The sequence below is a fragment of the Janthinobacterium sp. GW822-FHT07A03 genome (assembly GCF_058798815.1).
The window spans coordinates 437,098-461,138 of record NZ_JBXAKW010000004.1 but is presented as its reverse complement, the minus strand read 5'-3'; the positions used below and the strand labels follow the sequence as shown (position 1 = coordinate 461,138).

The window sequence follows — 24,041 nt, the reverse complement described above, 5'->3', positions numbered from 1 at the left end:
ATCCATTGCGGGACGCACACACTAATGAAGCCAATCTGGATAGTTGACGACGACGAATCAATCCGCTGGGTGCTGGAAAAAGCCCTGGCGCGGGAAAATCTCGCCACCAAGAGTTTTGCCAATGCGCGCGACGCCATCGCCGCCCTGGAATTTGACACGCCGCAAGTGCTCGTGTCCGATATCCGCATGCCGGGCGCATCCGGCCTGGAATTGTTGCAGACGGTTAAGTCGCGCTTTCCCGGCTTGCCGGTCATCATTATTACGGCCTTTTCCGACCTCGATTCGGCCGTCGCGGCCTTCCAGGGCGGCGCCTTCGAATACCTGGCCAAGCCCTTCGACATCGACAAGGCCGTCGAGCTGATCCGCCGCGCGCTGGAAGAAAGCCTGCGCGAGACCAGCGTCGAGTCCGGCCCGTCGGAAACGCCGGAAATCCTCGGCCAGGCGCCGGCCATGCAGGAAGTCTTCCGCGCCATCGGCCGGCTGTCGCAATCGAACGTGACGGTGCTCATCACGGGCGAATCCGGTTCCGGCAAGGAACTCGTGGCGCGCGCGCTGCACAAGCACAGCCCGCGCGCGGCGCAGCCGTTCATCGCCCTGAACACGGCGGCCATCCCGAAGGATTTGCTGGAATCGGAACTGTTCGGCCATGAGCGGGGGGCGTTTACGGGCGCGCAGACGACGCGCCGGGGCCGCTTCGAACAAGCCGAGAATGGCACCCTGTTCCTCGATGAAATCGGCGATATGCCGTTTGACCTGCAGACGCGCTTGCTGCGCGTGCTGTCCGACGGGCATTTCTACCGTGTCGGCGGGCACCAGCCCATGAAGGCGAACGTGCGCGTGATTACGGCCACGCACCAGAACCTGGAGCAGCGCGTGCGCGACGGCCTGTTCCGCGAAGACTTGTATCACCGCCTGAACGTGATCCGCCTGCGCCTGCCCAGTTTGCGGGAGCGGCGCGAGGATATCCCCATTCTGGTGCGCCACTTCCTGGTGCAAAGCGCGCGCCAGCTGGGCGTGGAAGCCAAGCGCATGAGCGAGCCGACGATGCAGTTCCTCAGCAGCCTCGATTTGCCTGGCAATGTGCGCCAGCTGGAAAACCTGTGCAACTGGATCACCGTGATGGCGCCGGGCCAGACGGTGGAAATCAAGGACTTGCCGCTGGAATTGACGCAGGGGCAGGGTGATGGCGCTGCCACCGCGGCGGCGGGCGAGACTGCATCGCCAGCTGTTGCTCACCAGCAAGGCGGCCAGGTGTTCGAAGCGGCCGCGCCCGCCAACGGCGCGCCGCCGGGCTGGATCGGCTTGCTGGAATTGCAGGCGGCCGGCATGCTGGGCGCGGGACAGCAGGAAGTCATGGCCGTGCTGGGGCGCCAATTCGAATCGGCCCTGATCAAGACGGCGCTCAAGCATACGCACGGGCGCAAGAACGACGCCGCCGTGCGCCTGGGCATCGGCCGCAACACCATCACCCGCAAGATCTCGGAACTGGGCATCGACGGCGCCAAGGACGATTGACGTATTGCCGGGCGGGGCTCCCCCGTCCGTTTTTTCTTGCGGTGTTCTTTGCACGCTACAACACCCACAGCAGGCGATAAGGTAAGCTGACGCCTGCCGGACTGTTTCGTCCGGTCTTCATTTGATTGTGGAACTGTATGCTCATAAACTGCGTGGCCTACCAGGATGGCAAAAAACTGGCCGACTTGCCGATCGACGATATCAGCGATTACGTCGAGCGCCCCGATTGCTTCGTCTGGGTGGCCCTGCTCGACGCCACGCCGGACGAGCTGAAACAGATGCAGCACGAGTTTTGCCTGCACGAACTGGCGGTGGAAGACGCGCAGCGGGGCCACCAGCGCCCGAAGATCGAGGAATACGGCGATTCCCTGTTTGCCGTCGTGAAAACCGTGGAAATGGTCGAGAATGAACTGGTGCTGGGCGAAGTCGACATCTTTGTCGGCGCCAATTACGTGCTGTCGTCGCGCAGCAACAGCTCGCAAGGTTTCCTCGGCGTGCGCGCGCGTGCCGAGCGCGAACCGCATCTGCTGCGCCAGGGCTCGGCCTTCGTGCTGTACGCGCTGATGGACGCCGTCGTCGACCGTTACTTTCCCGTGCTCGACGCGCTGGAATCGGAGCTGGAACTGATCGAGGACCGCATCTTCGACCGTGGTACCGAGCGCGACAATATCGAGCGGCTGTATCAATTGAAACGCAAGGTCATGGTCTTGCGCCACGTGGTGGCGCCCCTGATGGAAGCGGTGGGCAAGCTGCACGGCGGGCGCGTGCCGCCGCTGTGCCACGATACCCAGGAGTATTTCCGCGACGTGCACGATCACCTGGCGCGCATCAACGGCACGCTCGATACCATCCGCGATACGATCAGCACGGCCATCCAGGTGAATCTGTCGATGGTGGCCATCGACGAGAGCGAAGTGAACAAGCAATTGGCGGCCTGGGCCGCCATTTTCGCCGTGTTTACCGCGTTTGCCGGCATCTGGGGCATGAATTTCAAGTTCATGCCGGAACTGGACTGGCATTATGGCTATCCGGCCGCCGTGGCAGTGATGAGCTGTGTCTGCGGTTATATGTATTACTTGTTCAAGCGTTCCGGCTGGCTATAAAAATTTCCTGTGTATCTGTATTATTAAACAATAGCCAGGGGTACAATCGCGGCAAGTCCGTTGACTCGGGCCTTTGCTGAGGATCGCCGCGCCGGCAGCTTTGCCTGCGCTTCCCGTGCCGCGCAGGAGCATTCATGAGTATTCCGTTGTTCGATGTGAATTCGCAAGAACCCCTGTTCGATCCCGAGCAGCGGCGCACCCTGGCGGAGGCGGCCCTGCGCTCGATCACCGCCTCGACGGCGCACGCCCGTGGCGACGACTTCCTGCGCATCCTCGTCAAGGACCTGGCCGAAGCGCTCGACGTGCACTATGTGATCGCCGGGCGCCTGGTGCGCATGGACGACGGCAGCGAAGGCATCCGCACCCTGGCCCTGTGGGGCGGCGACGGCTACCAGCCGAACATCGAATATAGCCTGCAGCACACGCCTTGCCAGGACGTGACCTGCCAGAGCATGTGTTTTCACGGCAGCGATATCCAGCGTCGCTTTCCACTCGATACCCTGCTCGTCGACATGCATGCGGAAAGCTATGTCGGCATGCCGCTGATCGATACCGATGGCAAGACCCTGGGCATCCTGTCGGCCATCGACACGCGTCCCATCGATGAAAACAAGCGCTTGCTGGCGCTGTTGCTGTTGTCGATCTTCTCGGCGCGCGGCGCGGCCGAGCTGCAGCATCAGGAGCGCACGCAGCAGCTGGAAGAAATCGTGCGCGTGCGCACCGAGTCGCTGCTGGCGGCGCAGGCCAACCTGATCGAGCAGGAACAGATGGCGGCCCTCGGTTCGCTGGTGGCGGGCGTGTCGCATGAAGTCAACACGCCCATCGGCGTGGCGCTGACGGCCGCGTCGAGCATGGGCAGCTATGCCGACCAGCTGGTGCAGCTGCTGGGCGGCGCCAAGGTCAGCCGTGCCGAACTGATCGACATTGCCGAATCCCTCAAAGGCGCGGCGGCATTGATCGAGCGCAACCTCGCGCGCGCCGCCGACCTGATCGGCAATTTCAAGCAGCTGGCCGTGGACCAGGTCAGCGAGTACGTGGCCGACCTGGCGCTGCACGACTACGTGCACGGCCTGGTGTCGGCGCACAGTCCGGAACTGCGCAAGGCGGCGCTGGGCGTGGAACTCGATATCGCGCCCGATTGCCAGGTGCGCCTGGCGGCCGGCAAGCTGTCGCAAATCCTGTCGAACCTGCTGATGAACAGCGCCCGCCATGGCTATCCGCAAGGCGGCCCGGGGCGCATCACGATCCGCGCGCGCATCGAGGCGGACGAGGATGACGCGGCCTTGCGCTGGCTGCTGCTGGAATTTTCCGACGACGGTATCGGCCTGGCGCCGGCCGTGCGCGAACACATGTTTGAACCGTTCTTCACCACCAAGCGGGGCCAGGGCGGCTCCGGCCTGGGCATGCACATCGTCTACACCATCGTGCAGCAACTGGGTGGCCAGGTGTGCGCCATCGACTGCACTCCCGGCTGTCATATACAAATCAGGCTGCCGCTGGTCCACTGACGGAACCTGCGCTGGTTCCATCTTTGGTGGAATCCGTACCCTGATTTCTGTTTTTATTTTCATAATGTTGTGTGCATGCTATACGCGTCGTGAGTTCTGTTGACACCAAGAATGTCCCCGTGATTCTATGTAGTTGTCTAGTTAACTTTCAGTCGACTGGAGTTCGCCATTGTGACGGCATCGTATTGCGATTGCAGTCCCGGTAGCAGATCTGCTGTTTATATAACGTATAAATGAAAAGGGTCCGTCATGCTTAAAGAAACCGTCATCTCCCGCGCCGTTCGCATTGTCTGCGCCGGTGGCATGGCAGCGGCCTTGTCCGTTGCCTCGCAGTCTGCGGTGGCTCAAGATGCGCAGGGCGCCGACGCGCAGATACAGCGCGTGGAGGTCACCGGCTCGTCGATCAAGCGTATCGCCGCCGAAGGCGCTTTGCCGGTCACCGTCCTGACCGCCGAAGCCATCCGCACCTCGGGTGCCACCTCGGTCACCGATCTGGTCAAGAAACTCTCTTCCGCACAGGGCGCCACCAGCGAAAGCTCCTCGGTCGGCGGCAGCACCTTCGGTTTCTCCGGTATTTCCGTGCATAACGTGGGTGAGACGCGTACGCTCGTCTTGCTGAACGGCAAGCGCCTGGCCCAGTTCGGCGGCCAGACGCTGACCGGTTTCGCCGCCGGTTTCGACTTGAATTCGATTCCCATCTCGGCAATCGAACGGGTGGAACTGCTGACCGATGGCGCATCCGCCCTGTACGGCGCCGACGCCATCGCCGGCGTGGTCAACTTCATTACCAAGCACGATACAACGATGGGTGACGTGAGCATCGGCTATTCCGCGCCCAAAAACGGTGCGCGTGAGAAACGTATCAGCGCCACCAAGGGCTTTGGCAACCTGGACGAGGATGGCTACAACGTGGTGCTGACCTTTGGCCACGACGAGCGCGACAAGCTCGCTTCGGTCGACCGCTCGTTCGCCAGCACGGGCAAGGTGCAATTCTCCGCCAACGGCAAGCGCTATCAGAAGCAGCAGTCCTCGGTCAGCCCGATTCCCGCCAACGCCGTCGATGACAATGGCCAGCTGATCAGTCCATATCAAAAAACCACCGGCTCCTGCCCCGCCAAGACTTTCCGCGTGCTGGAACCGTATGCAGACCCGGACGGCACCCCGCGGTTGAATGATTACTGCGGTTATGATTTCGTCAAGGACCTGGAAATCTATCCGGAACGCAAGCGCGACAACTTCATGGCCTCGGGCACGTTCAAGGTTGCCGGCCACGAACTGTATGCGGACGTGCTGTTGTCGCGCACCAAGCAAACCTCGCGTATCGCCCCCGTGCCTGGCGCCATCGCCGTCGATGCGGGCACGCCGCTGCATGACAAGTATTTATTGCCAATCGGCATTACTGGCGACAGCACGGCTTTTTACCGGCTGTTCGACATGGGCCAGCGTACCTCGAAAGATACGGCCGACTTCGCCAGCGTGGTGGTCGGTACGCGCGGCATCGCTGCCGGCTGGGATTACAACGCCTCGTACAACTTCTCGGAAAGCCGCGTAAAAGGTAGTATTTCCGGCTATCCTGGTGCGATTGCCGTCAACAACCTCACGTCGAGCGGCTTGCTCGACCCCTTCGTCGGTCCGGGCAAACAGTCCACGGCGGCACAGGAGGCCATCAAGAACGCCACTTTCTCAGGCTACTGGGATGGCGGTACCTCGCGCCTGCAAACCATCAATTTGAATGGTTCGACGGAGCTGCGGCGCCTGGCGGGCGGCGCGATGATGCTGGGCATGGGCGCCAACATCAACCGCGAGGAATTCTCGGCCAAGCCGAGCCCGTTTGCGCAAGGCATCCTGGCCGACCCGGTAAAAGGCACCTTGTGCGGCGGCACGACGGGCCTGGAGTGCGACCAGCGTTTCGGCGATGCGGCCAGCAGCCAGCCGTACAGCGCCAGCCGTACGTCGAAGGGTATTTTTGGCGAAGTCATCGCGCCCGTGCTGAAAGAGCTGGAACTGGGCGCCGCGCTGCGTTTCGATGACTTCTCGGACTTTGGCGGCGCCACCACGGCCAAGGCCAGCTTCAAGTGGACACCGGCGCCCACCTTGCTGATCCGCGGCTCCGTCGGTAATGGTTTCCATGCGCCAACGGTGCCACAGGTCAACGCCCTGCAACGCGGCTATGGCGTGACCAGCGACAATTACACGTGTACGCCGGCCCTGCAAGCCATCGCCACGCGCCTCAACGCGCAATGCCAGCCAGGCAATCACCAGTACGACCAGTTGGCAGGCGGCAACCGCAACTTGCAGCCGGAGAAGTCGAAACAGGCCACGCTGGGCTTCCGTTATGAGCCGTTCAGCGCGATCACCCTGGGCGCCGATCTGTGGCATGTACAAATCCGCGACTCCTTCGGTCAGCTGACCGAGCAGCTGGTGTTCGCCAATCCGGCCAACTTCCCGAAATCCTGGGGCGTCAACAAGGACGTGGGCACCGGCACTACCTACCTGGCCTTCCTGGCCGACAACCAGAACTTGGGCAAGTCGTTTGCCACCGGCGTCGATATCGATATCAGCGCCCGTTACCGCTCCGGTATCGGCCTGTTCACCTCGCAGCTGAACGCGACGCAAATGCTGCGCGAGGATATCCAGCTGGAACGCAACGGCAAGTATTATTCTGCGCTGGGTAACTTCGCCGAGCTCGGTACTGTCACCTTCCGCACGCGCGGCCAGTGGACGAATACTCTGAAAACGGGCAACTGGGCCAATTCGCTGACGGTCAACTTCCTGTCCGGCTACAAGGACCAGGAAACGTCGGTCGACGTGCTTGATGCCTCCGGCGCCGTGACGGGCCAGGAAAAGATCCGCATGCAGGTGGGTTTCTATTCGACCCTCGACTGGCAGACGGTGTGGACGCCAAGCAAGAGCTGGGTCCTCACCGCCGGCGTGCTGAACCTGACCGACAAGAGCCCGCCATTCGTGCCATCGACGTCCGGCGCGAACCGTGGCCAGCAATTCGGCTATGACGACCGCTACTATGACCCACGTGGCCGTACCGGCTACCTGAATGCCTCGTACAAGTTTTAAGCAGGGGCAGCAGGCATAAAAAAACCGGCACTCAGTGCCGGTTTTTTTTCGTCCCGCCGCAGGGCGGGGAGGGCACGCCCTAGCGGCGCGCCGCCATCGACAGGGCCACCGCTTCTGCCACCTTGATGCCGTCGACGGCCGCCGACAGGATGCCGCCCGCATAGCCGGCGCCTTCGCCGGCGGGGAACAGTCCCCGCGTATTCAGGCTTTGCAGGTCGTCGTCGCGTCGCTTGATGCGGATCGGCGACGAGGTGCGCGTTTCCACGCCCGTCAGCACGGCGTCGGCCTTGTAGTAGCCCTTGATCTGCTTGTTGAACGCCGGGAAGGCTTCGCGCAGGGCCGTGATCGCGTATTCGGGCAAGGATGGCGCCAGGTCGGTCAGGTGCACGGCCGGCTTGTAGGATGGCACGACGCTGCCGAATTCCGTCGAGGCGCGGCCAGCCACGAAGTCGCCGACCAATTGTCCTGGTGCATCGTAGTTACCGCCACCGAGGACGAACGCGCGCTCTTCCAGTTCGCGCTGCAGGGCGATGCCGGCCAGCGGGTCGCCCGGGTAGTCGGCGGGCGTGATGCCGACGACGATGGCGCTGTTGGCGTTGCGCTCGTTGCGCGAGTACTGGCTCATGCCGTTCGTCACCAGACGCCCCGGTTCCGAGGCGGCAGCCACCACCGTGCCGCCCGGGCACATGCAGAAGCTGTAGACGGAGCGGCCATTGCTGGCGTGGTGCACGAGCTTGTAGTCGGCCGCGCCCAGGATCGGGTGGCCGGCGCTGGGGCCGAAGCGGCAGCTGTCGATCAAGGATTGCGGGTGTTCCACGCGGAAACCGATCGAGAACGGCTTGGCTTCGATGTACACGCCGCGCTTGTGCAGCATTTCGAAGGTGTCGCGCGCGCTGTGGCCGATGGCCAGCACGACGTGGTTGCTGGCGATGGTTTCGCCATTGTCCAGCACCACGCCGCGCACCTGGCCGCCGTCGGCGCCTGGCTCGATGTCGAGATCGACCACCTTGCTGCTGAAGCGGTATTCGCCGCCCAGCTGTTCGATATTCGCGCGCATTTCTTCCACCATCTTGACCAGGCGGAAAGTGCCGATATGCGGCTTGCTCACATACATGATTTCTTCGGGCGCGCCCGCCTTGACGAATTCCGTCAGCACCTTGCGGCCGTAGTGCTTGGGGTCCTTGATCTGGCTGTACAGCTTGCCGTCGGAGAAGGTACCGGCGCCGCCTTCGCCGAACTGCACGTTCGATTCCGGGTTCAGTTCGCGCTTGCGCCAGAAGCCGAAGGTGTCAACCGTGCGTTCGCGTACCTGCTTGCCCCGTTCCAGGATGAGGGGGCGCAAGCCCATCTGCGCCAGGATCAGCGCCACGAACAGGCCGCAGGGGCCCGTGCCGATGACGATGGGGCGCGGTTCATTGCTGTGGCCGGCCAACTGCTCGCCGCCGGCGACGAATTTATAGTCGGTGTCGGGCGCGGGCATCAGGTGGATATCGTGGCCCAGGCGCGCCAGCACGGCCGCTTCATTCTTGACCTCCACATGCAGTGAATAAATCAACACCACGGCGCTGCGCTTGCGTGCGTCGTAGCTGCGCTTGAAGACGGTAAAGCCGAGCAGTTCCTCCGCGGCAATGCCGAGGCGGGCCAGGATGGCGGCCGGCAGGGCGGCTTCGTCGTGTTCGAGGGGGAGTTTTACTTCGTTGAGTCGCAGCATGATGTCTATCCGAAAAGTGCAGGGCTCCGTATCTAGCGGAGAGTGGGCAGCCGGCGCATGGCGCGGCGCAAGGCGGCATTTTACTCCTTCCAGCAGGCAATGTATTGCCTGTGGCGCCCCTGCCGGGTAGCGGCCGGGTGCGGGAAACGCCGTGCTGGCGAAGGCTGCAGAGCCCGGCCGGCGGCGCATCGCCATGTAGATGCTGCCAAAAAACAACATTCCGGCAGGGCCGCCGCCGGCGCCGTCAGGGCGCCGCGCACGGGCCTCGCCAATTTTCCATTTGCTGCATTTGCACAATCGCACTGGGACAGGGGGAAACGGTTTTTTTTACCAAGTGTTAAGGCAGGTAAAGAAGCGTGATTTCATGCAAAGTTGTAACAGTGTTTTGTAAAAATACCATTAGTTTTTTGCTGCATTGCAAGGTAAATATCATTGCACCAAAAAAGGGCAGCTGCGCACTAATTTGGATAGTTCACGCACTATTTCCGAATAAGCTATGGCGTAAAACGTGATTGTAGAAATTATCCTGTTGTTTTAAAGCTATTGCCCTCGCCTAATAAATTGACATCGCTCCGTGCCATATGGTTCCATGTAATGGCTGCGTCACATTTGTAACGTGTGGACACATTTATCAGGAAAACCTTTACCCAGGGGTTTCCTCAAAAAAATTCAGGCACATGCCCAGAAGGAGTTTTTTACATGAAGTTACGTATCAAACCTATGCCAGTTGCGATCTTGCAAGTCATTGCAAGTGGCGCATTCTCCGTCGCCGCCATTGCCCCGGCAATGGCGCAACAAGCAGCCGCAAGTGAGCCTGTGCAACGGGTCATTGTGACTGGTTCGATGATCAGCCGCGCTGATACCGAAACCGCCACGCCAGTACAAGTGGTCACTGCGCAGGACATCCAGCGCAGCGGTAAAACCTCGATCGCTGAACTGCTGAGCGACCTGGCCTCCAACGGCGCTGGTACCCTGGGCACCGGTTTCAGCGGCGCCTTCGCCAACGGCGCTTCCGGTATTTCGCTGCGCGGCCTGACCGTGGGCGCGACGCTGGTATTGCTCGACGGCCATCGCGTGGCCCCATACGCCCTCGGCGATGACTCGCAACGCTCCTTCGTCGACGTCTCGAACATTCCGCTCGACGCCATCGACAGCATCGAGATCCTGAAGGCCGGCGCATCGTCGCTGTATGGCTCGGATGCCGTGGCCGGCGTGGTCAACATCAAATTGAAGAAAAGCTTCCAGGGCACCCGTTTCGCTGCTGAAGCCGGCAAGACTCAGCACGGCGGTGGCGCAACCCAGCGCGCGTCCCTGAGCACCGGCTTTGGTGATCTGGATACCGATGGTTACAACATCTTCGCTACTGCCGAGTGGCGCCATCAGGGCGCCATCAAGATCGCCGACCGCGCCAACAATGACTGGGCTAACCGCGACTGGCGTGGCCGTGGCGGTAACGACCTGACCCTGGGCGTGCCAACCGCGCTGAACAGCTTCCTGACGCAGGGCAGCTCGCCTTTCCTGTATAACCCGAGCGGTGCAGGCGGCGCCAACAATGCAGCCAACTTCACGTTCCTCGATGCGAACTGCAACTTCGCCAAGTACCGTGCAGGTCAGTGCGCAGTGACCGACAATTCGTCCTTCATCCAGCCACAAGTCGATAACATCAACGTTCTCGTTGGCGTGACCAAAAAGCTGGGCGGCGATTGGGAACTGGGCCTCAAAGGCTCGTTCTTCAAGCGCGACAGCACGAATAACCGCGGCGTGCCGCCGGTCTTCTCGACCGCCAGCTTCGCCGGCAACAACGCACTGAGCCCGGATGGCACCTTGCGTCCTGCCGTCGGCGCCATTTCGTCCACCACGTTCGCTCCTGGCGCTGCCGTCGGCGCAGGCATCACCAATACCTTGCCTGGCGCTGCCCGCCTGTACGGTTACATCCCGGGTACGGCTGCTTCGCAGACTTCGGCCAATACCGCCACGGCTACCCGCTTCGCGGCGGACCTGAGCGGCAGTGCTTTCGGCTGGGATATTCGCGCCGCTGGCGGCGTGACCGAGTCCAAGGTCGCCATCGACTACAGCGGTTACGTCGACCGCAACGCTTTGTACAATGCCCTGAAAGCTGGCACGTTCAACGTTCTTGGTGGCAACACGCCACAGCAGATCGCTGCCGTGTCGCCGACGTTCTCGAATACGAACGATTCGAAGCTGAACTACCTGGACGCGACGGCCAGCCGCGAACTGATGCAACTGGGCGCCGGTCCTCTGGTCCTGGCAGCTGGTTTGCACTATCACAAGCGTGAATGGAATGCACCACCGTCGTCGCTGACCGAAAACGGCCAGGTCGGCAGTACCTCGCCTTTCGTGTTCGGTTCGGAAACCAATACGGCGGTCTTCGCCGAGTTGCAGGCAACGCCGATCAAGAACGTGGAACTGGGCGTGTCCGGTCGTTATGACCACTTCGACACCTACGGCAATTCGTTCACCCCGGCCGCCAACATCAAGTGGACGCCGACGAAGCAGTTCGCCGTGCGCGGTAACTTCGCCCGCGGCTTCCGCGCGCCAAACCCGGCCGAGTCGGGCAGTGCCGGTTCGTTCTTCCAGTACCACGCGATCAAGGATCCGGTCCTGTGCCCAACCGGCAGCAAAACCGCCGTCGGCAGCGTGCCAGTTTTCTGTGCTTTCACTCCGGTGTTTGTCCAGCAAACTTCCAAGAATCTGTCGCCGGAAAAATCCAAGTCGTTTGACCTGGGTATCGTCCTGGCGCCGGTCCCTGGCCTGGGCGCAACGCTGGATTACTACAAGATCACGCTGAACAACCAGATCGTCAGCGCCGCAACCAGCGATCCTAACTACGTGCCGGCTTTCGTTCGCGGCGCGCCGGTCCAGATGGACACCGTGCAAGCCGATGGCACGACCAAGTCGGTGCTGTCGCCGGTTGGCCCGATCCTGTACGCAACGTCCGGTTACATCAATGCGGGTGAAACCACCACCAGCGGTATCGAAGCATCCGTCAACTACCGTTTCCGTCTGCCGGGTGAGCTGGGCACGCTGCGCGCCGATCTGAGCGCAGCGCATACCTTCGATTACACCCAGAGCGTGAATGGTGTCAGCTACCAGCTGGCCGGTACCCAGGGCCCGTCGGGCGTGGGCGGCGCAACGGGCAATCCGAAAGATCGCGCCCAGTTCTCGCTGAACTGGACCCGTGGTCCGCTGGACGTCACCGCGAGCATGAACTACACCAGTTCGTTCTCGACGCTGGATCCATCCGTGGATGCCACCAGCTGCGATTCGACCGGTGTCGACGCTGGCGGCCGCAACTACTTTGCCGGCCTGGTTCAGCCTAGCCAATACTGCCACGTACCTTCGTTCACCGTGACGAACCTGAACGTGCAGTACAAGCTGTCGCCGAACCTGACCCTGAAAGGTACGATCCTGAACGTGTTCGACAAGGCTCCACCTATCGACGTCGCTACCTACGGCAATTCGGGCGTGCAGACTTCGTACAACGCATCGCTGCATCAAGCGGGCGCTGTTGGCCGCTTCTTCAGCCTGGGACTGGCATACACGTTCTAATATAGTAAGGCGAACATCGCGGCAGCAATGCCGCTCCGTTCTTCGAAAGGGCGGGATGACTGAAAAGTCATCCCGCCCTTTTTTTGTTCGTATTTCTCCTTCGGCCATCCTCGCCATCTTGCCACCATGCGCGGACCGTCTCCTGGCCTCGTGTTCAGCCATGTCGCTGCAAGGTGGCCGTGCCTTGCCCCGCGTATCTGGCGTCGCCCGCTTGCGGCGGGCAGCCGATTTAACAATTCATCCTGCAAGCATTGATATTTGACGGAAAGCCGGGCAGGGACAGTATTTCATTTCGATAGTTTCCCTGTTATCCATTAAAAATATTGTTTTAAATCAATTCATTTCTTTTTTGCAATTGTCTTGGCGAGATTGCGATGCGCAAGACGGTGTCCCGTACCAGCGTTTTTCAGTGTCTTTTCATTGGAGAAATGGCCTTCGCCGGCCGCTGAAAAACGGCCGGAGCGACGTCGCTGCGGCAGGCCTGTGTTGTCCGCTCGAGGCGGCAGAAATAGCGAAGGAAAGACAAATATTGCCAAATTCCAATGTTAAAAAACAACAGAAAAAAAATATTTGACTGTTTTTTCTTCAATCCATTAAGGATTCGACTATGTTAATTGACAATATTTTTTCTGTTACAGATACTTACTTGTGTCAAAAATTTTGATACAAAAAAGTGCCACATGAGCTGCTGTGATCCAGTTGCCTGGTGTTCATTAAAATTACAAGTTGAGACTGCTAAAACATGATGCTGAGTAAACCAAAATTAAGCCCTATTAGTAAGGCGGTGTTTTTTGCTTTGAGCGCCATTGCTACCTCCGCCCACGCACAAAACACGGGAGCTGCCGCAGAGCCGGTGATGCAACGTGTGGAAGTGACTGGTTCGAACATCAAGCGCCTGGATAGCGAGACTGCCTCGCCGGTGACCGTATTGCGCCGCGATGAAATCAAGGCTACCGGCGCCAATACCGTGCGCCAGATTCTCGATACGCTGACCTCGTTCGACACGGGCGCGATCAAGGATGACGGCAACTCCACCAGTTTTGCGCGCGGTGCGTCCGGCGCATCGATGCGTGGCCTGGGCACCGGCGCCACCCTGGTGCTGGTCAATGGCCGTCGCGTTTCCAATTATCCGTTCGCCGATGGCGCCAAAGATACCTTTGTCAACCTCGATTCCATTCCTGCCGACGTGATCGACCGCGTCGAGGTGCTCAAGGACGGCGCTTCCGCGATCTACGGTTCCGATGCCCTGGCTGGCGTGATCAATATCATCACCCGCAAGAGCTTCCAGGGCGTCAGCACCAGCGCCAACTATCAGCAGGGCATCGACCCTAACATCGGCAAGCAAACGACGGTTGGCCTGCTGGCTGGCTATGGCGATCTGGAAAAAGACCGCTACAACGTTTTCTTCAACGTCGAAGGCTATAAGCGCGAAGGCTACAAGCTCAGCAAGGTGCTGCGCGAGTATCCTGAATGGCACAAAAAATATGTTTCTACCGCCTTCGGCGATCCCAGCCTGACTTCGTTCCCGGGCAACCTGAACGAAAGCGGCCGCAAGGTGCGTCAAGCGGTCAAGGGTTGTACCACTTTCAATGCTTCCGGCCTGTGCGTCAGTGATTTGAACGGCATTAACCCGGTGTCGGATGGCGCCGAACGCGTCAATCTGTACAGCGCATTGCACTTCAAGCTCAGCGACACCACGCGCGGTTTCGCCGAAGTGTCGTATTCGGATACCCGCACCGATTACTCGCCATTGCCATTCGGCATGGCTGCCGGTTCGCCGTGGACCTGGTTCGACGGCAACAAAAAGCAATCGCAAACCGTACAGAAGCCTAAATTGCCGGCCAATTCCGCCTACAATCCGTATAACTTCCCGGTTGGCCTCGACTATCGCTTCATGGATTCCAACCTGGATTGGAAATCGCCGGCAAAAGCGACGCAGTACCGCGTCATGGCTGGCCTGGAAGGCACGATCGGCACCTATGACTGGGAAGCCACCATCGGCCGTACCGGCGGCGAGGGTACGCTGCGCAACCGTGGCGCCCACCGTGACCGCCTGCCTGCCGCGATTGTCAGCGGCGAGTACAAGTTGGGTGGCGGCAACAGCGATGAATTGCTGAACCGCATGTTCCCAGTCGCCGGTACCGATTCCAACCTGTCGACCAACTTCGTCGACGCCAAGCTGACCGGTGACCTGATGGCCTTGCCTGGCGGTCAATTGGCGTTCGCTTTTGGCGCTGAATTGCGTCAAGAAAAGATGTACATCAAGTCGGTCGACAGCGTGATGAATGCCGAAATCATCAATACGGGTTCCCTGTGGATCGATGGTCAGCGCAACCTGAGCGCGGCCTACCTGGAACTGAACGCGCCCGTGCTGAAAGGCTTGGAGTTGAACGGTGCATTGCGCATGGACAAGGCGCCAGGCTTCTCGGCCCACGTGTCGCCTAAACTTGCTGCGCGCTGGACGGTATCGCCGAAGCTGATGTTGCGCGGTACGATAGCCGGTGGATTCCGCGCTCCGAATATCCCGGAAACACTGGGTAAAGTGGGCGTGACCGGTTTTTACAATGGCGAACTTGATCCAAAACGTTGCGATACCGCAACCGCGATCCGCGATATCCTGAAAAGAGGGAATGCCAACGACGTTTCCGATTCGGCTACCGCCTACAACTCGGGTTGCCTGGTATCGGTCCCTGCCATGATTTCGTCGAGCGCGACCTTGAAACCGGAAACCTCGCGCAGTCTGACGCTGGGCTTCGTGGCAGAACCGATCAAGAACGTCAGCGTCGCGGTCGACTACTTCAAGATCGAACGCCGGGACGAGATCTCCACGCGCGACGTCCCGTATGTGCTGGCCCGCGAAGATGTTCCCGGCTACGCTGAAAAATTGGCGCGTAATCCGATCAGCGACACCGATCGTCGTCTGGCAGCGCGTGCCAACGAACTGTCGCCAGGCGCGAACATTGCTTGGGGTGTTGGTACCATTCAATCGCTGTTCCTGGGCTATGAAAACTTCGGCAAGACCGATACCCAAGGCGTGGACATCGACGTGAACGGCCGTTTCTCCGCCGGCGAATATGGTACCGTGACGATGGGCCTGGCGACCACTGTCGCCCTGAAACTGCGTTACTGGGACATCGATGCCAACCAATACCGTCCAAACACCATCGGCTTGCGTGGCAACCCGCGTGTCGTGTCGGTATTCAGCACGGCATGGCGCAAAGGCCCGATCACGGCTGGCGTGCGCGTCAACTACAAGTCGGGAACGGCATTGAACAACAGCGAGACGGATGAAGGGCGCTGGGGCGAGGCTGGTTGCCGCGCTGCGTTGAAAACCGACGACCTGCCATGCCGCGTAGGAAGCGATGTGCGTACCGATCTGAACTTCGCGTACACGGGCTTCAAAAACCTGCGTTTGCTGGCGAATATCAACAACGTCTTCGATGAACAGCGTCCAATCAACGTGCGTGACGGCTACGTGCTGCGTCCACGCACCCTGAAACTGGGTGCCGAGTACACGTTCTGATTAGACAGGCTGGACGGCGCCAACACGGGCTGTCCAGCTGATCTGGCGTGACGTAGCTGCTACGCCGCGTCACTGGCGCAGTGCGGGAAACCGCACTGCGTTTTTTTATTTACATCCCGCCCCACAAGGCGCCCAGGGTGGCCAGCGCCGTCAGGCCTGCCGTTTCCGTGCGCAGGATGCGCGGGCCCATGGACAGGCCGATGGCGCCGGCGGCCAGGGCCGCCTTTTCTTCCGCGTCCGAAAATCCGCCTTCCGGCCCCACCATCACGGTGATCGCCTGCGGCGGCTGGTGACGCGCCCAGTCGGCCAGCGACTGCTCCGCGCGCGGTGTCAAGATGATGCGTTTATGCAAATCTTGCTGGCTGCTCCAGCTATTGAAGTCTTGCAACGGCGCCAGCTGCGCCAGGCGGTTGCGTCCGCATTGTTCCGATGCGGAAACGATGATCGCTTGCCAATGCGCAAGTTTCTTCTCGGCCCGTTCGCTTGACAGGCGCACCACGCAGCGCTGCGCCGCCAGCGGCACGATGCCGGCCGCGCCCAGCTCGATGGCTTTTTCGATGATCCAGTCCATTTTCGACGCTTCCGGCAACGCCTGCGCCAGGGTCACGGCATACGGCAGTTCCGCCTCGCGCGCCACGTGCGCCTGGATTTGCGCCGTCACGCTGCGCTTGGCGACCGCCACCAGGCTCGCCTGCACTTCGCCGCCTTCGCCATTGAACAGGGTGATGACGTCGCCCGGCGCCAGGCGCACGACCTGGATATGGTGGGCGACAGCCTCCGGCAGGGAGACGGTGGCGCCGGCGACGAGCGGCTGGGGGCAGAAAAAACGCGGCATGCAAATCCTCAACGGGGGGTAAGTGGGGTGGAAAGACGTCAAAGTATAGCCATTTGGCGGGCCAGTACGCCGTAATTCTAATTTGCGGCCCCCCCAGTCTGGTAAAATAGTTGACTACAGAAAGCAGCCGGCTTCCCTGTCCGCGCTGTTGCAAACGAATCCCAAACTCGCGACTGACCCACACCATCATGACAACTACGCTCCCGACTACCAAAATGGCCAATGCGATCCGCGCACTGGCAATGGACGCTGTACAAAAGGCCAACTCCGGCCATCCAGGCATGCCGATGGGCATGGCCGAGATCGCAGTTGCCCTGTGGAGTGGTCACTATCGCCACAATCCCGCGAACCCGAAATGGCAGAACCGCGACCGTTTCCTGTTGTCCAACGGCCACGGCTCGATGCTGCACTACGCGCTGCTGCACCTGACGGGCTACGACCTGTCGATGGAGGACATCAAGGCCTTCCGCCAGATGCATTCGAAAACCCCGGGCCACCCGGAAGTCGATGTCACGCCCGGCGTGGAAACGACCACCGGCCCGCTGGGCCAGGGTATCGCCAACGCCGTCGGCATGGCCCTGTCGGAGCAATTGCTGGCCGCTGAATTCAACAAGCCAGGCTACGACATCGTCAACCACTACACCTACGCCTTCGTCGGCGATGGTTGCCTGATGGAAGGTATTTCGCACGAAGTGTGCGCGCTGGCCGGCACCCTGGGCCTGAATAAACTGATCGCCCTGTACGATGACAACGGCATTTCCATCGACGGCAAGGTCGAAGGCTGGTTCACGGACGATACCCCGGCCCGCTTCGAAGCATACGGCTGGAACGTCATCCGTGCCGTCGACGGCCATGACGTGGCCGCCGTCGCTGCCGCCATCGCCGCCGCCAAGACGGCCAGCAAGCCAACCTTGATCTGCTGCAAGACCATCATCGGCAAGGGTTCGCCGAACCTGCAAGGCGGCGACAAGGTCCACGGCGCCGCGCTGGGCGACAAGGAAATCGCTGCCGTGCGCGAATACATCGGCTGGGATGCCGCACCGTTCGAGATGCCGGCCGACGTGTACGCTGCCTGGGATGCCAAGAAACAGGGCGCCCTGCTGGAAGCGGACTGGAACGAGCGCTTCGCCGCCTACACCCGCGAATTCCCGCAGCAAGCCGCTGAACTGACCCGCCGCATGCAAGGCGAACTGCCACAGGCATTCGAAGCGGCCCTGAGCGCCGCCATCGCGTCCTGCGTCGAGAAAAAAGAAAACATCGCTACCCGCAAGGCCAGCCAGAACGCCATCCAGGCACTGGCTTCGTCGCTACCGGAATTCCTGGGCGGCTCGGCCGACCTGACCGGTTCGAACCTGACCAACTGGAAAGAGTGCGTAGCCGTGCGTTCGGGCCAGCCTGGCAACCACATCAACTATGGCGTGCGCGAATTCGGCATGAGCGCCATCATGAACGGCATCACTCTGCACGGCGGCTACATCCCGTTCGGCGCCACGTTCCTGACGTTCTCCGACTACAGCCGCAATGCGCTGCGCATGGCCGCCCTGATGAAGCTGCGTTCGATCTTCGTGTTTACCCACGATTCGATCGGCCTGGGCGAAGACGGCCCGACGCATCAATCGGTCGAGCACGTCTCGTCGATGCGCTTGATCCCGAACCTGGACAACTGGCGTCCGTGCGACACCGTCGAGTCGGCTGCCGCCTGGGGCGCCGCCGTGCGCCGCAAGGATGGCCCGTCGACCCTGATCTTCTCGCGCCAGAACCTGCCGTACCAGGAGCGTAGCGCCGAACAGATCGAGAACATCTTCCGCGGCGGCTATGTGCTGAACGACGTGGCCGACGCCAAGGCGATCCTGATCGCCACCGGTTCCGAAGTGGAACTGGCTGTCGCCGCCGCCAGCGCGCTGGCCTCGGAAGGCATCAACGTGCGCGTCGTGTCGATGCCGTCGACCGACGTGTATGACCGCCAGGACGCCGCCTACAAGGCCAGCGTGCTGACGAAGGGCGTGCCGCGCGTGGCCATCGAAGCGGGCGTGACCAGCTTCTGGTACAAATACGTGGGCCTGGAAGGCGCCGTGGTCGGTATCGACACGTTCGGCGAATCGGCGCCGGCTGGCGTGCTGTTCAAGCATTTCGGCTTCACGGTCGAGAACGTCGTAGCCAAGGTTAAAGCCGTTATCGCTGGCTAATATTGATTTTGAGCAGACCCCGGCAAGGTAGTGCCGGGGGGCTGTGCTGATACCTTTTTTTTTAATCAGGAGCAGAGTATGACGATCAAAGTTGCAATCAACGGCTACGGCCGCATCGGCCGTAATGTGTTGCGCGCTTTCTACGAAGGCGGCAAGAAACAGGATATCCAGATCGTTGCCATCAACGACCTGGGCGATGCCAAATCGAACGCCCACCTGACCCGCTACGACACCGCACACGGCAAGTTCCCGGGCACGGTCACCGTCGAAGGCGACAACATGATCGTCAATGGCGATCCGATCCGCGTGTTCGCACAGCGCAACCCGGCTGAAATCCCATGGGGCGAGCTGGGCGTGGACGTCGTGCTGGAGTGCACGGGCTTCTTCACCACCAAAGAGAAAGCTTCGGCTCACTTGAAGGGCGGCGCGAAAAAAGTCATCATTTCGGCACCAGGCGGCAAGGACGTCGATGCGACCGTCGTGTTCGGCGTGAACCACTCGGTACTGAAATCGACCGACACCGTCATCTCGAACGCTTCGTGCACCACCAACTGCCTGGCACCGCTGGTCAAGCCGCTGAACGACGCCATCGGCATCGAAACGGGCCTGATGACCACCGTGCACGCCTACACCAACGACCAGGTGCTGTCCGACGTGATGCATGAAGACCTGCGCCGCGCCCGTTCGGCCACCATGAGCATGATCCCGACCAAGACGGGCGCCGCTGCCGCCGTGGGCCTGGTGCTGCCTGAGCTGAATGGCAAGCTGGACGGCTTCGCCATCCGCGTGCCGACGATCAACGTGTCGCTGGTCGACCTGTCCTTCATCGCCAAGCGCGACACCACGGTGGAAGAAGTCAACGCGCTGATGAAAGCAGCGTCGGAAGGCGCCCTGGAAGGCATCCTGACGTACCAGACCGAACCGCTGGTCTCGATCGACTTCAACCACAACCCGGCTTCGTCGAACTTCGATTCGACCCTGACCAAGGTCTCGGGCCGCCTGGTGAAAGTATCGTCGTGGTACGACAACGAGTGGGGTTTCTCGAACCGCATGCTCGACACCACCGTTGCACTGATGTCGGCCAAGTAATTTTGTGACCGCATAAGAAAAAACGCCCTTCGGGGCGTTTTTTTTCATTCGTGAATTAGCGACGCCTAACAAAACCGTAGCGAGCGGCAGTGATTTGTGGCCGAGAAGCGCAACCGTACTTTAGTACGGTGAGCATCGCCGGCCGCAAAGCGCGACGCGCAGTAGGTTTTGTTAGGTGTACCTACAGGCGGCGCCGGTAAAAGCGCCACAAGACGCGCAGGTCGCGCAGCACGGGCACGCCCGACAGTAAAGTCAGCACGCCGGCGAGGATGATGGTGGCGGCGGGAAAGCCGATGTGCTTGAAGGCCAATGCGCCGCTGACGCCGCCGATGAAGAAGCAGCTGATCAGCAGGCTGTGCGTTCGCAGCTTGCCCCGGTTGACCTTCACCACGCGGTCCGGCAACTCCCTGCGGTTGTAATACGCCATCTTGCCCAGTTCGATGCCGATGTCGGTCGACAGCCCCGTCACGTGCGTGGTGCGGATGACGGCGCCTGAAATCTTGGTGATGATGGCGTTTTGCAAACCCATGACAAAGCACAGCAGCAGGATGGTGACGGGGCCCAGCACGTCGGGCATGGCCGCCAGGTAATTGCCCGCCAGGCCGAACAGCAGCAATAGCGCCGCCTCCAGCAGCAGGCTGGCGGCGAACTGGCTGTGCAGCCGGCGGCGCTTGCCCCAGTTCACCATGATGGCCGTGACGGCCGCGCCGCTGACAAAGGCCAGCCAGGCGCCCAGCGCGGCTAGCGCCACGGTCACGTTGCCCAGCGCCAGGTCATCCGCCATGCCCGAGACGATGCCCGTCATGTGCGAGGTATAGCCGCCGATGGCGAGAAAGCCGCCCGCATTCACGGCGCCGGCCACCAGCGCCAGCACGCAGCCCAGCTGCAGATTGGCTTGCGTATCGCGCGCCGATCCGCTCAGGCGGGACAGGTAATGGAGCGGCATGCCCGGCCCGGCCTCAGGCTGCGGCGCCGAAGATGGCTTGCCACAGGCGCATGACATTGTCCGCATGCACGCGCACCCGTTCCGGTTCCACCCGGGCCAGGTCTTGCCCCTGCAGGCGCAGCTGGTGCTGCAGCTTGCGCAGTGCGCGGTAGGCGTCGGCGACCAGGGCGGCCAGCTGGGCGTCGATCAGTCCCAGTTCGCCGCACAGGCGCAGCAGGGCGATATTGCCCGAATTGGCCGTCAGCTGCGGATATTGCGCCGCATGCTGCAGCACCAGGTATTGCACCATGAATTCGATGTCGATCATGCCGCCCGGATCTTGTTTCAGATCAAAACTGCCGGGACGGGGCGGATGCGCGTCGAGCATTTTCTTGCGCATGGCCACCACTTCGCCCTTGAGCGGGCCGTTTTCCGGCCTTTCCTTGCGCAAGATCGTGTCGCGGATGCGCTCGAAATGCTTGCCGATGCTGACGTCGCCGGCGCAGAAACGTGCGCGCGTGAGCGCCTGGTGTTCCCATACCCAGGCCGCGCTGCCCTGGTAGCGTTCGAACGCCTGCACGCTGGAAACCAGCATGCCCGAGGCGCCGTCGGGACGCAGGGCGATGTCGATGTCGAACAGGATGCCGGCCGAAGTGTGCGAGGTCATCCAGGTGATGAAACGCTGCGCTAGCTTGGCGTACAGGCCGGGCGCGTCCTGGTCGTCGTCATCGAACAGGAAGATGACGTCGAGGTCCGAGACATAGCCCAGTTCCTTGCCGCCCAGCTTGCCATACGCGATGACGGCGAATTTCGGCACCTCGCGGTGGCGTGCAGGCAAGGTTTGCCAGACGGCTTGCACGGTGGCCGCGACGATGATGTCGGCTAGCTGCGACAGGTAATCGGCCAGCTTTTCCACGCTCAGGTCGCCTGCCAGGTCTTGCGCCAGGCACTGGAACAGCTGCGCGTGGTGCATTTCGCGCAGGATATCCATCTGCCGCTCCGTGTCGCCGGGGGCATCGTCGAGCTGGCGCTGCAGGTCCAGCGCCAGCGCGGCCGGATCGGGCACCGTGTTGCGGATGCGCTCGTCTAACAGTTCATCGAGCAAAATCGGGTGCTGCGTGAGGAAGGTGGCGGCCCAGCCGCTGGCGCACACCATGCGCACCACGCGCTCGAGCGTATGCGGGTATTCCGTCAGCAGCGACAGATAGGCCGAGCGCCGCGCGATGGCTTCCAGGAAATCGAGCAGCCGGCCCAGGGTGGCCAGCTGGCTGGCGTTGCCGTTGGAAACGGAGCAATCGGTGATCAGGGGCAGGGCGGAATTGACGAGGGCCACCAGGCGCGTGCGGCTCGCCTCGGGCAGGGACTGCAGCCGGGGCGCCTGCCACGTGGCCAGCAAACGGCGCGCGCAGGCGGTGGGCTCATGAAAACCCAGGGCGGCAAAGCGCGCCTCGATGGCTTCCTGCTGGTCCGAGGCGGCGCAGTCGTTCGAGGTTTGCGGGTCGATGCCCGTGTCGGCCGGCGGCGTGCCGCTGCTCTTGTCGCTGAACATTTCGTCAAATTGACCGGCGACAAACACGCGGTGCGCTTCCAGCTGGGCCAGCAGGGTGGGCGTGTCGGGCAAGCCCATCATCTGCGCCACGGTGAGACGGTCGGCCTCGTTGGCGGGCAGGGTGTGGGTTTGCGCATCGTCAAGATACTGCAGCCGGTGTTCCAGGTTGCGCAAGAAAGTGTAGGAAGCGAGCAGTTGTTCCACGATGGCCGGTTCCAGCAAGCCCTTGTCTGCCACCGTGCGCAGGGTGGCGCGCGTGGAACGCTCGCGCAGTTCAGCGTCGCGCCCGCCGCGTATCAATTGAAACACTTGCGCGAGGAATTCGATTTCGCGGATGCCGCCGCGGCCCAGCTTGACGTTGTTGCTGCGGTCCGGGTGCAGCCGCTCCTGGCGGTTGACCTCGGCACGGATCTGGCCGTGCATGGTGCGGATGGCGTCGATGACGCCGAAATCGAGGTAGCGGCGAAAGACGAAGGGCCGCACGATGGCGTCAAGCGCGGCGATATCCTCGGGCTTGCCCGTCACGGCGCGCGCCTTGACCCAGGCGTAGCGCTCCCATTCGCGGCCCTGCACGATCAGGTATTGCTCCACCATGCCCAGGCTGGCGGCCAGCGGACCCGAATTGCCGTTCGGGCGCAAGGCCATGTCCACGCGGAACGTAAAACCGTCCTGCGTGATCTCGGCCAGGGCAGCGATCAGTTTCTTGCCCATGCGAATGAAAAACTCGTGATTCGACAGGCTGCGCTGGCCCGGCTGGGTTGCTTGCGTGTCGCCATCTTCCGGGTAGACAAAGATCAGGTCGATATCCGACGAGACGTTCAGTTCGCCGCCGCCCTGCTTGCCCATCGCCAGCACCATCAAGGCCTGTTCCTCGCCCGATTCCTCGCCCACGGGCATGCCGTGCAGGGCCACCATCTCGGCCATGATGGCGTCCACATGCGTGCGGATGGCGAAATCGGCAAACTCCGTCATGGCCGTGACGACTTCGTTCAAGTCCGCCTGGCCGCCAAGATCGCGCGCGATCAGGCCGCACACGAGCAGGTTGCGCAGGCGGCGCATGGCCCGCTCGGGCGGCAGCGGCGGCGTGGCGGCGTTCGCCTGCCCGGCCAGCGCGGCGGCAAAGTCGAGCCCGTCCAGCGGCGCGCGCACCAGTTGCGCTACCTGCGCGGCGCGCTCGGGGGCGGCGTCCAGCCAGCGCTGGTAGAAACGGGAGGCGGAAATCAAAGGCTGTGTGCTCATGGTATCGGTAAGGGTCTCGTGGATGCTGCGTGCATGTTCTTGTTTAACTTGGCTGCGAACGGCGGGGGATGCGGTAAAATTGTGCCGCTGGCGCTAAGCCGCCGGCAGTGCGTGCTCTTCCGAACGATGGTAAGGGAGGCTTTGCTCAGACGCAAGCGCAAGGATGCAGGCGCGCACCACGAATGCAGACGATTTTTGCCATTATTTGACGCCGGG

At 61.6% G+C, this 24,041-nt stretch carries 12 protein-coding genes; 8 read left to right on the top strand and 4 right to left on the bottom strand.

What is annotated here, in order from left to right; all coding sequences use genetic code 11:
• Nucleotides 1-24 precede the first annotated feature (24 nt).
• From ntrC to AC1RJW_RS14305, 4 genes are all read left to right on the top strand, one after another.
• Complete coding sequence (ntrC, locus tag AC1RJW_RS14320; RefSeq protein WP_409027137.1) at nucleotides 25-1,515, top strand: nitrogen regulation protein NR(I); 1,491 nt, start codon at nucleotides 25-27, stop codon at nucleotides 1,513-1,515.
• A gap of 137 nt (nucleotides 1,516-1,652) precedes the next feature.
• Entirely contained in the window at nucleotides 1,653-2,618 is a 966-nt protein-coding gene (gene corA / locus AC1RJW_RS14315; protein ID WP_034760218.1) for a magnesium/cobalt transporter CorA, read from the top strand.
• A gap of 134 nt (nucleotides 2,619-2,752) precedes the next feature.
• Nucleotides 2,753-4,126, top strand: coding sequence for an ATP-binding protein (locus AC1RJW_RS14310; protein WP_493045494.1), 1,374 nt, complete (start codon nucleotides 2,753-2,755; stop codon nucleotides 4,124-4,126).
• 249 nt (nucleotides 4,127-4,375) lie between these two features.
• Entirely contained in the window at nucleotides 4,376-7,198 is a 2,823-nt protein-coding gene (locus AC1RJW_RS14305; RefSeq protein WP_493045493.1) for a TonB-dependent receptor plug domain-containing protein, read from the top strand.
• A gap of 79 nt (nucleotides 7,199-7,277) precedes the next feature.
• Here the strand turns inward: AC1RJW_RS14305 and AC1RJW_RS14300 are convergent, their stop codons facing one another.
• A complete protein-coding gene (locus AC1RJW_RS14300) occupies nucleotides 7,278-8,909 on the bottom strand; it encodes an NAD(P)/FAD-dependent oxidoreductase (RefSeq protein ID WP_493045492.1) in 1,632 nt (543 codons plus the stop codon).
• Nucleotides 8,910-9,608: 699 nt separating this feature from the next.
• Between AC1RJW_RS14300 and AC1RJW_RS14295 the strand changes: the two genes are divergently transcribed.
• Entirely contained in the window at nucleotides 9,609-12,479 is a 2,871-nt protein-coding gene (locus tag AC1RJW_RS14295; protein WP_493045491.1) for a TonB-dependent receptor, read from the top strand.
• 742 nt (nucleotides 12,480-13,221) lie between these two features.
• Nucleotides 13,222-16,002, top strand: coding sequence for a TonB-dependent receptor plug domain-containing protein (locus AC1RJW_RS14290; protein WP_493045490.1), 2,781 nt, complete (start codon nucleotides 13,222-13,224; stop codon nucleotides 16,000-16,002).
• 109 nt (nucleotides 16,003-16,111) lie between these two features.
• On the opposite strand, the gene AC1RJW_RS14285 is transcribed toward AC1RJW_RS14290, so the two are convergent.
• Nucleotides 16,112-16,837: a 16S rRNA (uracil(1498)-N(3))-methyltransferase gene (locus AC1RJW_RS14285; protein ID WP_493045489.1), complete on the bottom strand. Its 726-nt coding sequence runs from the start codon at nucleotides 16,835-16,837 to the stop codon at nucleotides 16,112-16,114.
• Between the two features lie 188 nt (nucleotides 16,838-17,025).
• Here AC1RJW_RS14285 and tkt point away from each other — a divergent pair, with 188 nt between their 5' ends.
• Together tkt and gap are read left to right on the top strand one after the other, a co-directional pair.
• Nucleotides 17,026-19,023: a transketolase gene (gene tkt, locus AC1RJW_RS14280; protein WP_493045488.1), complete on the top strand. Its 1,998-nt coding sequence runs from the start codon at nucleotides 17,026-17,028 to the stop codon at nucleotides 19,021-19,023.
• Between the two features lie 78 nt (nucleotides 19,024-19,101).
• The gene (gap, locus tag AC1RJW_RS14275) at nucleotides 19,102-20,112 is read left to right on the top strand and encodes a type I glyceraldehyde-3-phosphate dehydrogenase (RefSeq protein WP_010395244.1); all 1,011 of its coding nucleotides are present in this window, start codon (nucleotides 19,102-19,104) and stop codon (nucleotides 20,110-20,112) included.
• Nucleotides 20,113-20,293: 181 nt separating this feature from the next.
• Here the strand turns inward: gap and AC1RJW_RS14270 are convergent, their stop codons facing one another.
• Complete coding sequence (locus AC1RJW_RS14270) at nucleotides 20,294-21,058, bottom strand: YoaK family protein (RefSeq protein WP_493045487.1); 765 nt, start codon at nucleotides 21,056-21,058, stop codon at nucleotides 20,294-20,296.
• A gap of 13 nt (nucleotides 21,059-21,071) precedes the next feature.
• Nucleotides 21,072-23,825, bottom strand: coding sequence for a bifunctional [glutamate--ammonia ligase]-adenylyl-L-tyrosine phosphorylase/[glutamate--ammonia-ligase] adenylyltransferase (glnE, locus tag AC1RJW_RS14265; protein ID WP_493045486.1), 2,754 nt, complete (start codon nucleotides 23,823-23,825; stop codon nucleotides 21,072-21,074).
• Nucleotides 23,826-24,041: the final 216 nt, after the last annotated feature.

What these genes read in the sequence shown, in the direction of transcription:
- AC1RJW_RS14285 (WP_493045489.1), bottom strand. Translation starts at nt 16,837, where the DNA reads ATGCCGCGTTTTTTCTGCCCCCAGCCGCTCGTCGCCGGCGCCACCGTC.
- AC1RJW_RS14310 (WP_493045494.1), top strand. Translation starts at nt 2,753, where the DNA reads ATGAGTATTCCGTTGTTCGATGTGAATTCGCAAGAACCCCTGTTCGAT.
- AC1RJW_RS14295 (WP_493045491.1), top strand. Translation starts at nt 9,609, where the DNA reads ATGAAGTTACGTATCAAACCTATGCCAGTTGCGATCTTGCAAGTCATT.
- AC1RJW_RS14300 (WP_493045492.1), bottom strand. Translation starts at nt 8,909, where the DNA reads ATGCTGCGACTCAACGAAGTAAAACTCCCCCTCGAACACGACGAAGCC.
- corA (WP_034760218.1), top strand. Translation starts at nt 1,653, where the DNA reads ATGCTCATAAACTGCGTGGCCTACCAGGATGGCAAAAAACTGGCCGAC.
- AC1RJW_RS14305 (WP_493045493.1), top strand. Translation starts at nt 4,376, where the DNA reads ATGCTTAAAGAAACCGTCATCTCCCGCGCCGTTCGCATTGTCTGCGCC.
- ntrC (WP_409027137.1), top strand. Translation starts at nt 25, where the DNA reads ATGAAGCCAATCTGGATAGTTGACGACGACGAATCAATCCGCTGGGTG.
- gap (WP_010395244.1), top strand. Translation starts at nt 19,102, where the DNA reads ATGACGATCAAAGTTGCAATCAACGGCTACGGCCGCATCGGCCGTAAT.
- AC1RJW_RS14270 (WP_493045487.1), bottom strand. Translation starts at nt 21,058, where the DNA reads ATGCCGCTCCATTACCTGTCCCGCCTGAGCGGATCGGCGCGCGATACG.
- AC1RJW_RS14290 (WP_493045490.1), top strand. Translation starts at nt 13,222, where the DNA reads ATGATGCTGAGTAAACCAAAATTAAGCCCTATTAGTAAGGCGGTGTTT.
- tkt (WP_493045488.1), top strand. Translation starts at nt 17,026, where the DNA reads ATGACAACTACGCTCCCGACTACCAAAATGGCCAATGCGATCCGCGCA.
- glnE (WP_493045486.1), bottom strand. Translation starts at nt 23,825, where the DNA reads ATGAGCACACAGCCTTTGATTTCCGCCTCCCGTTTCTACCAGCGCTGG.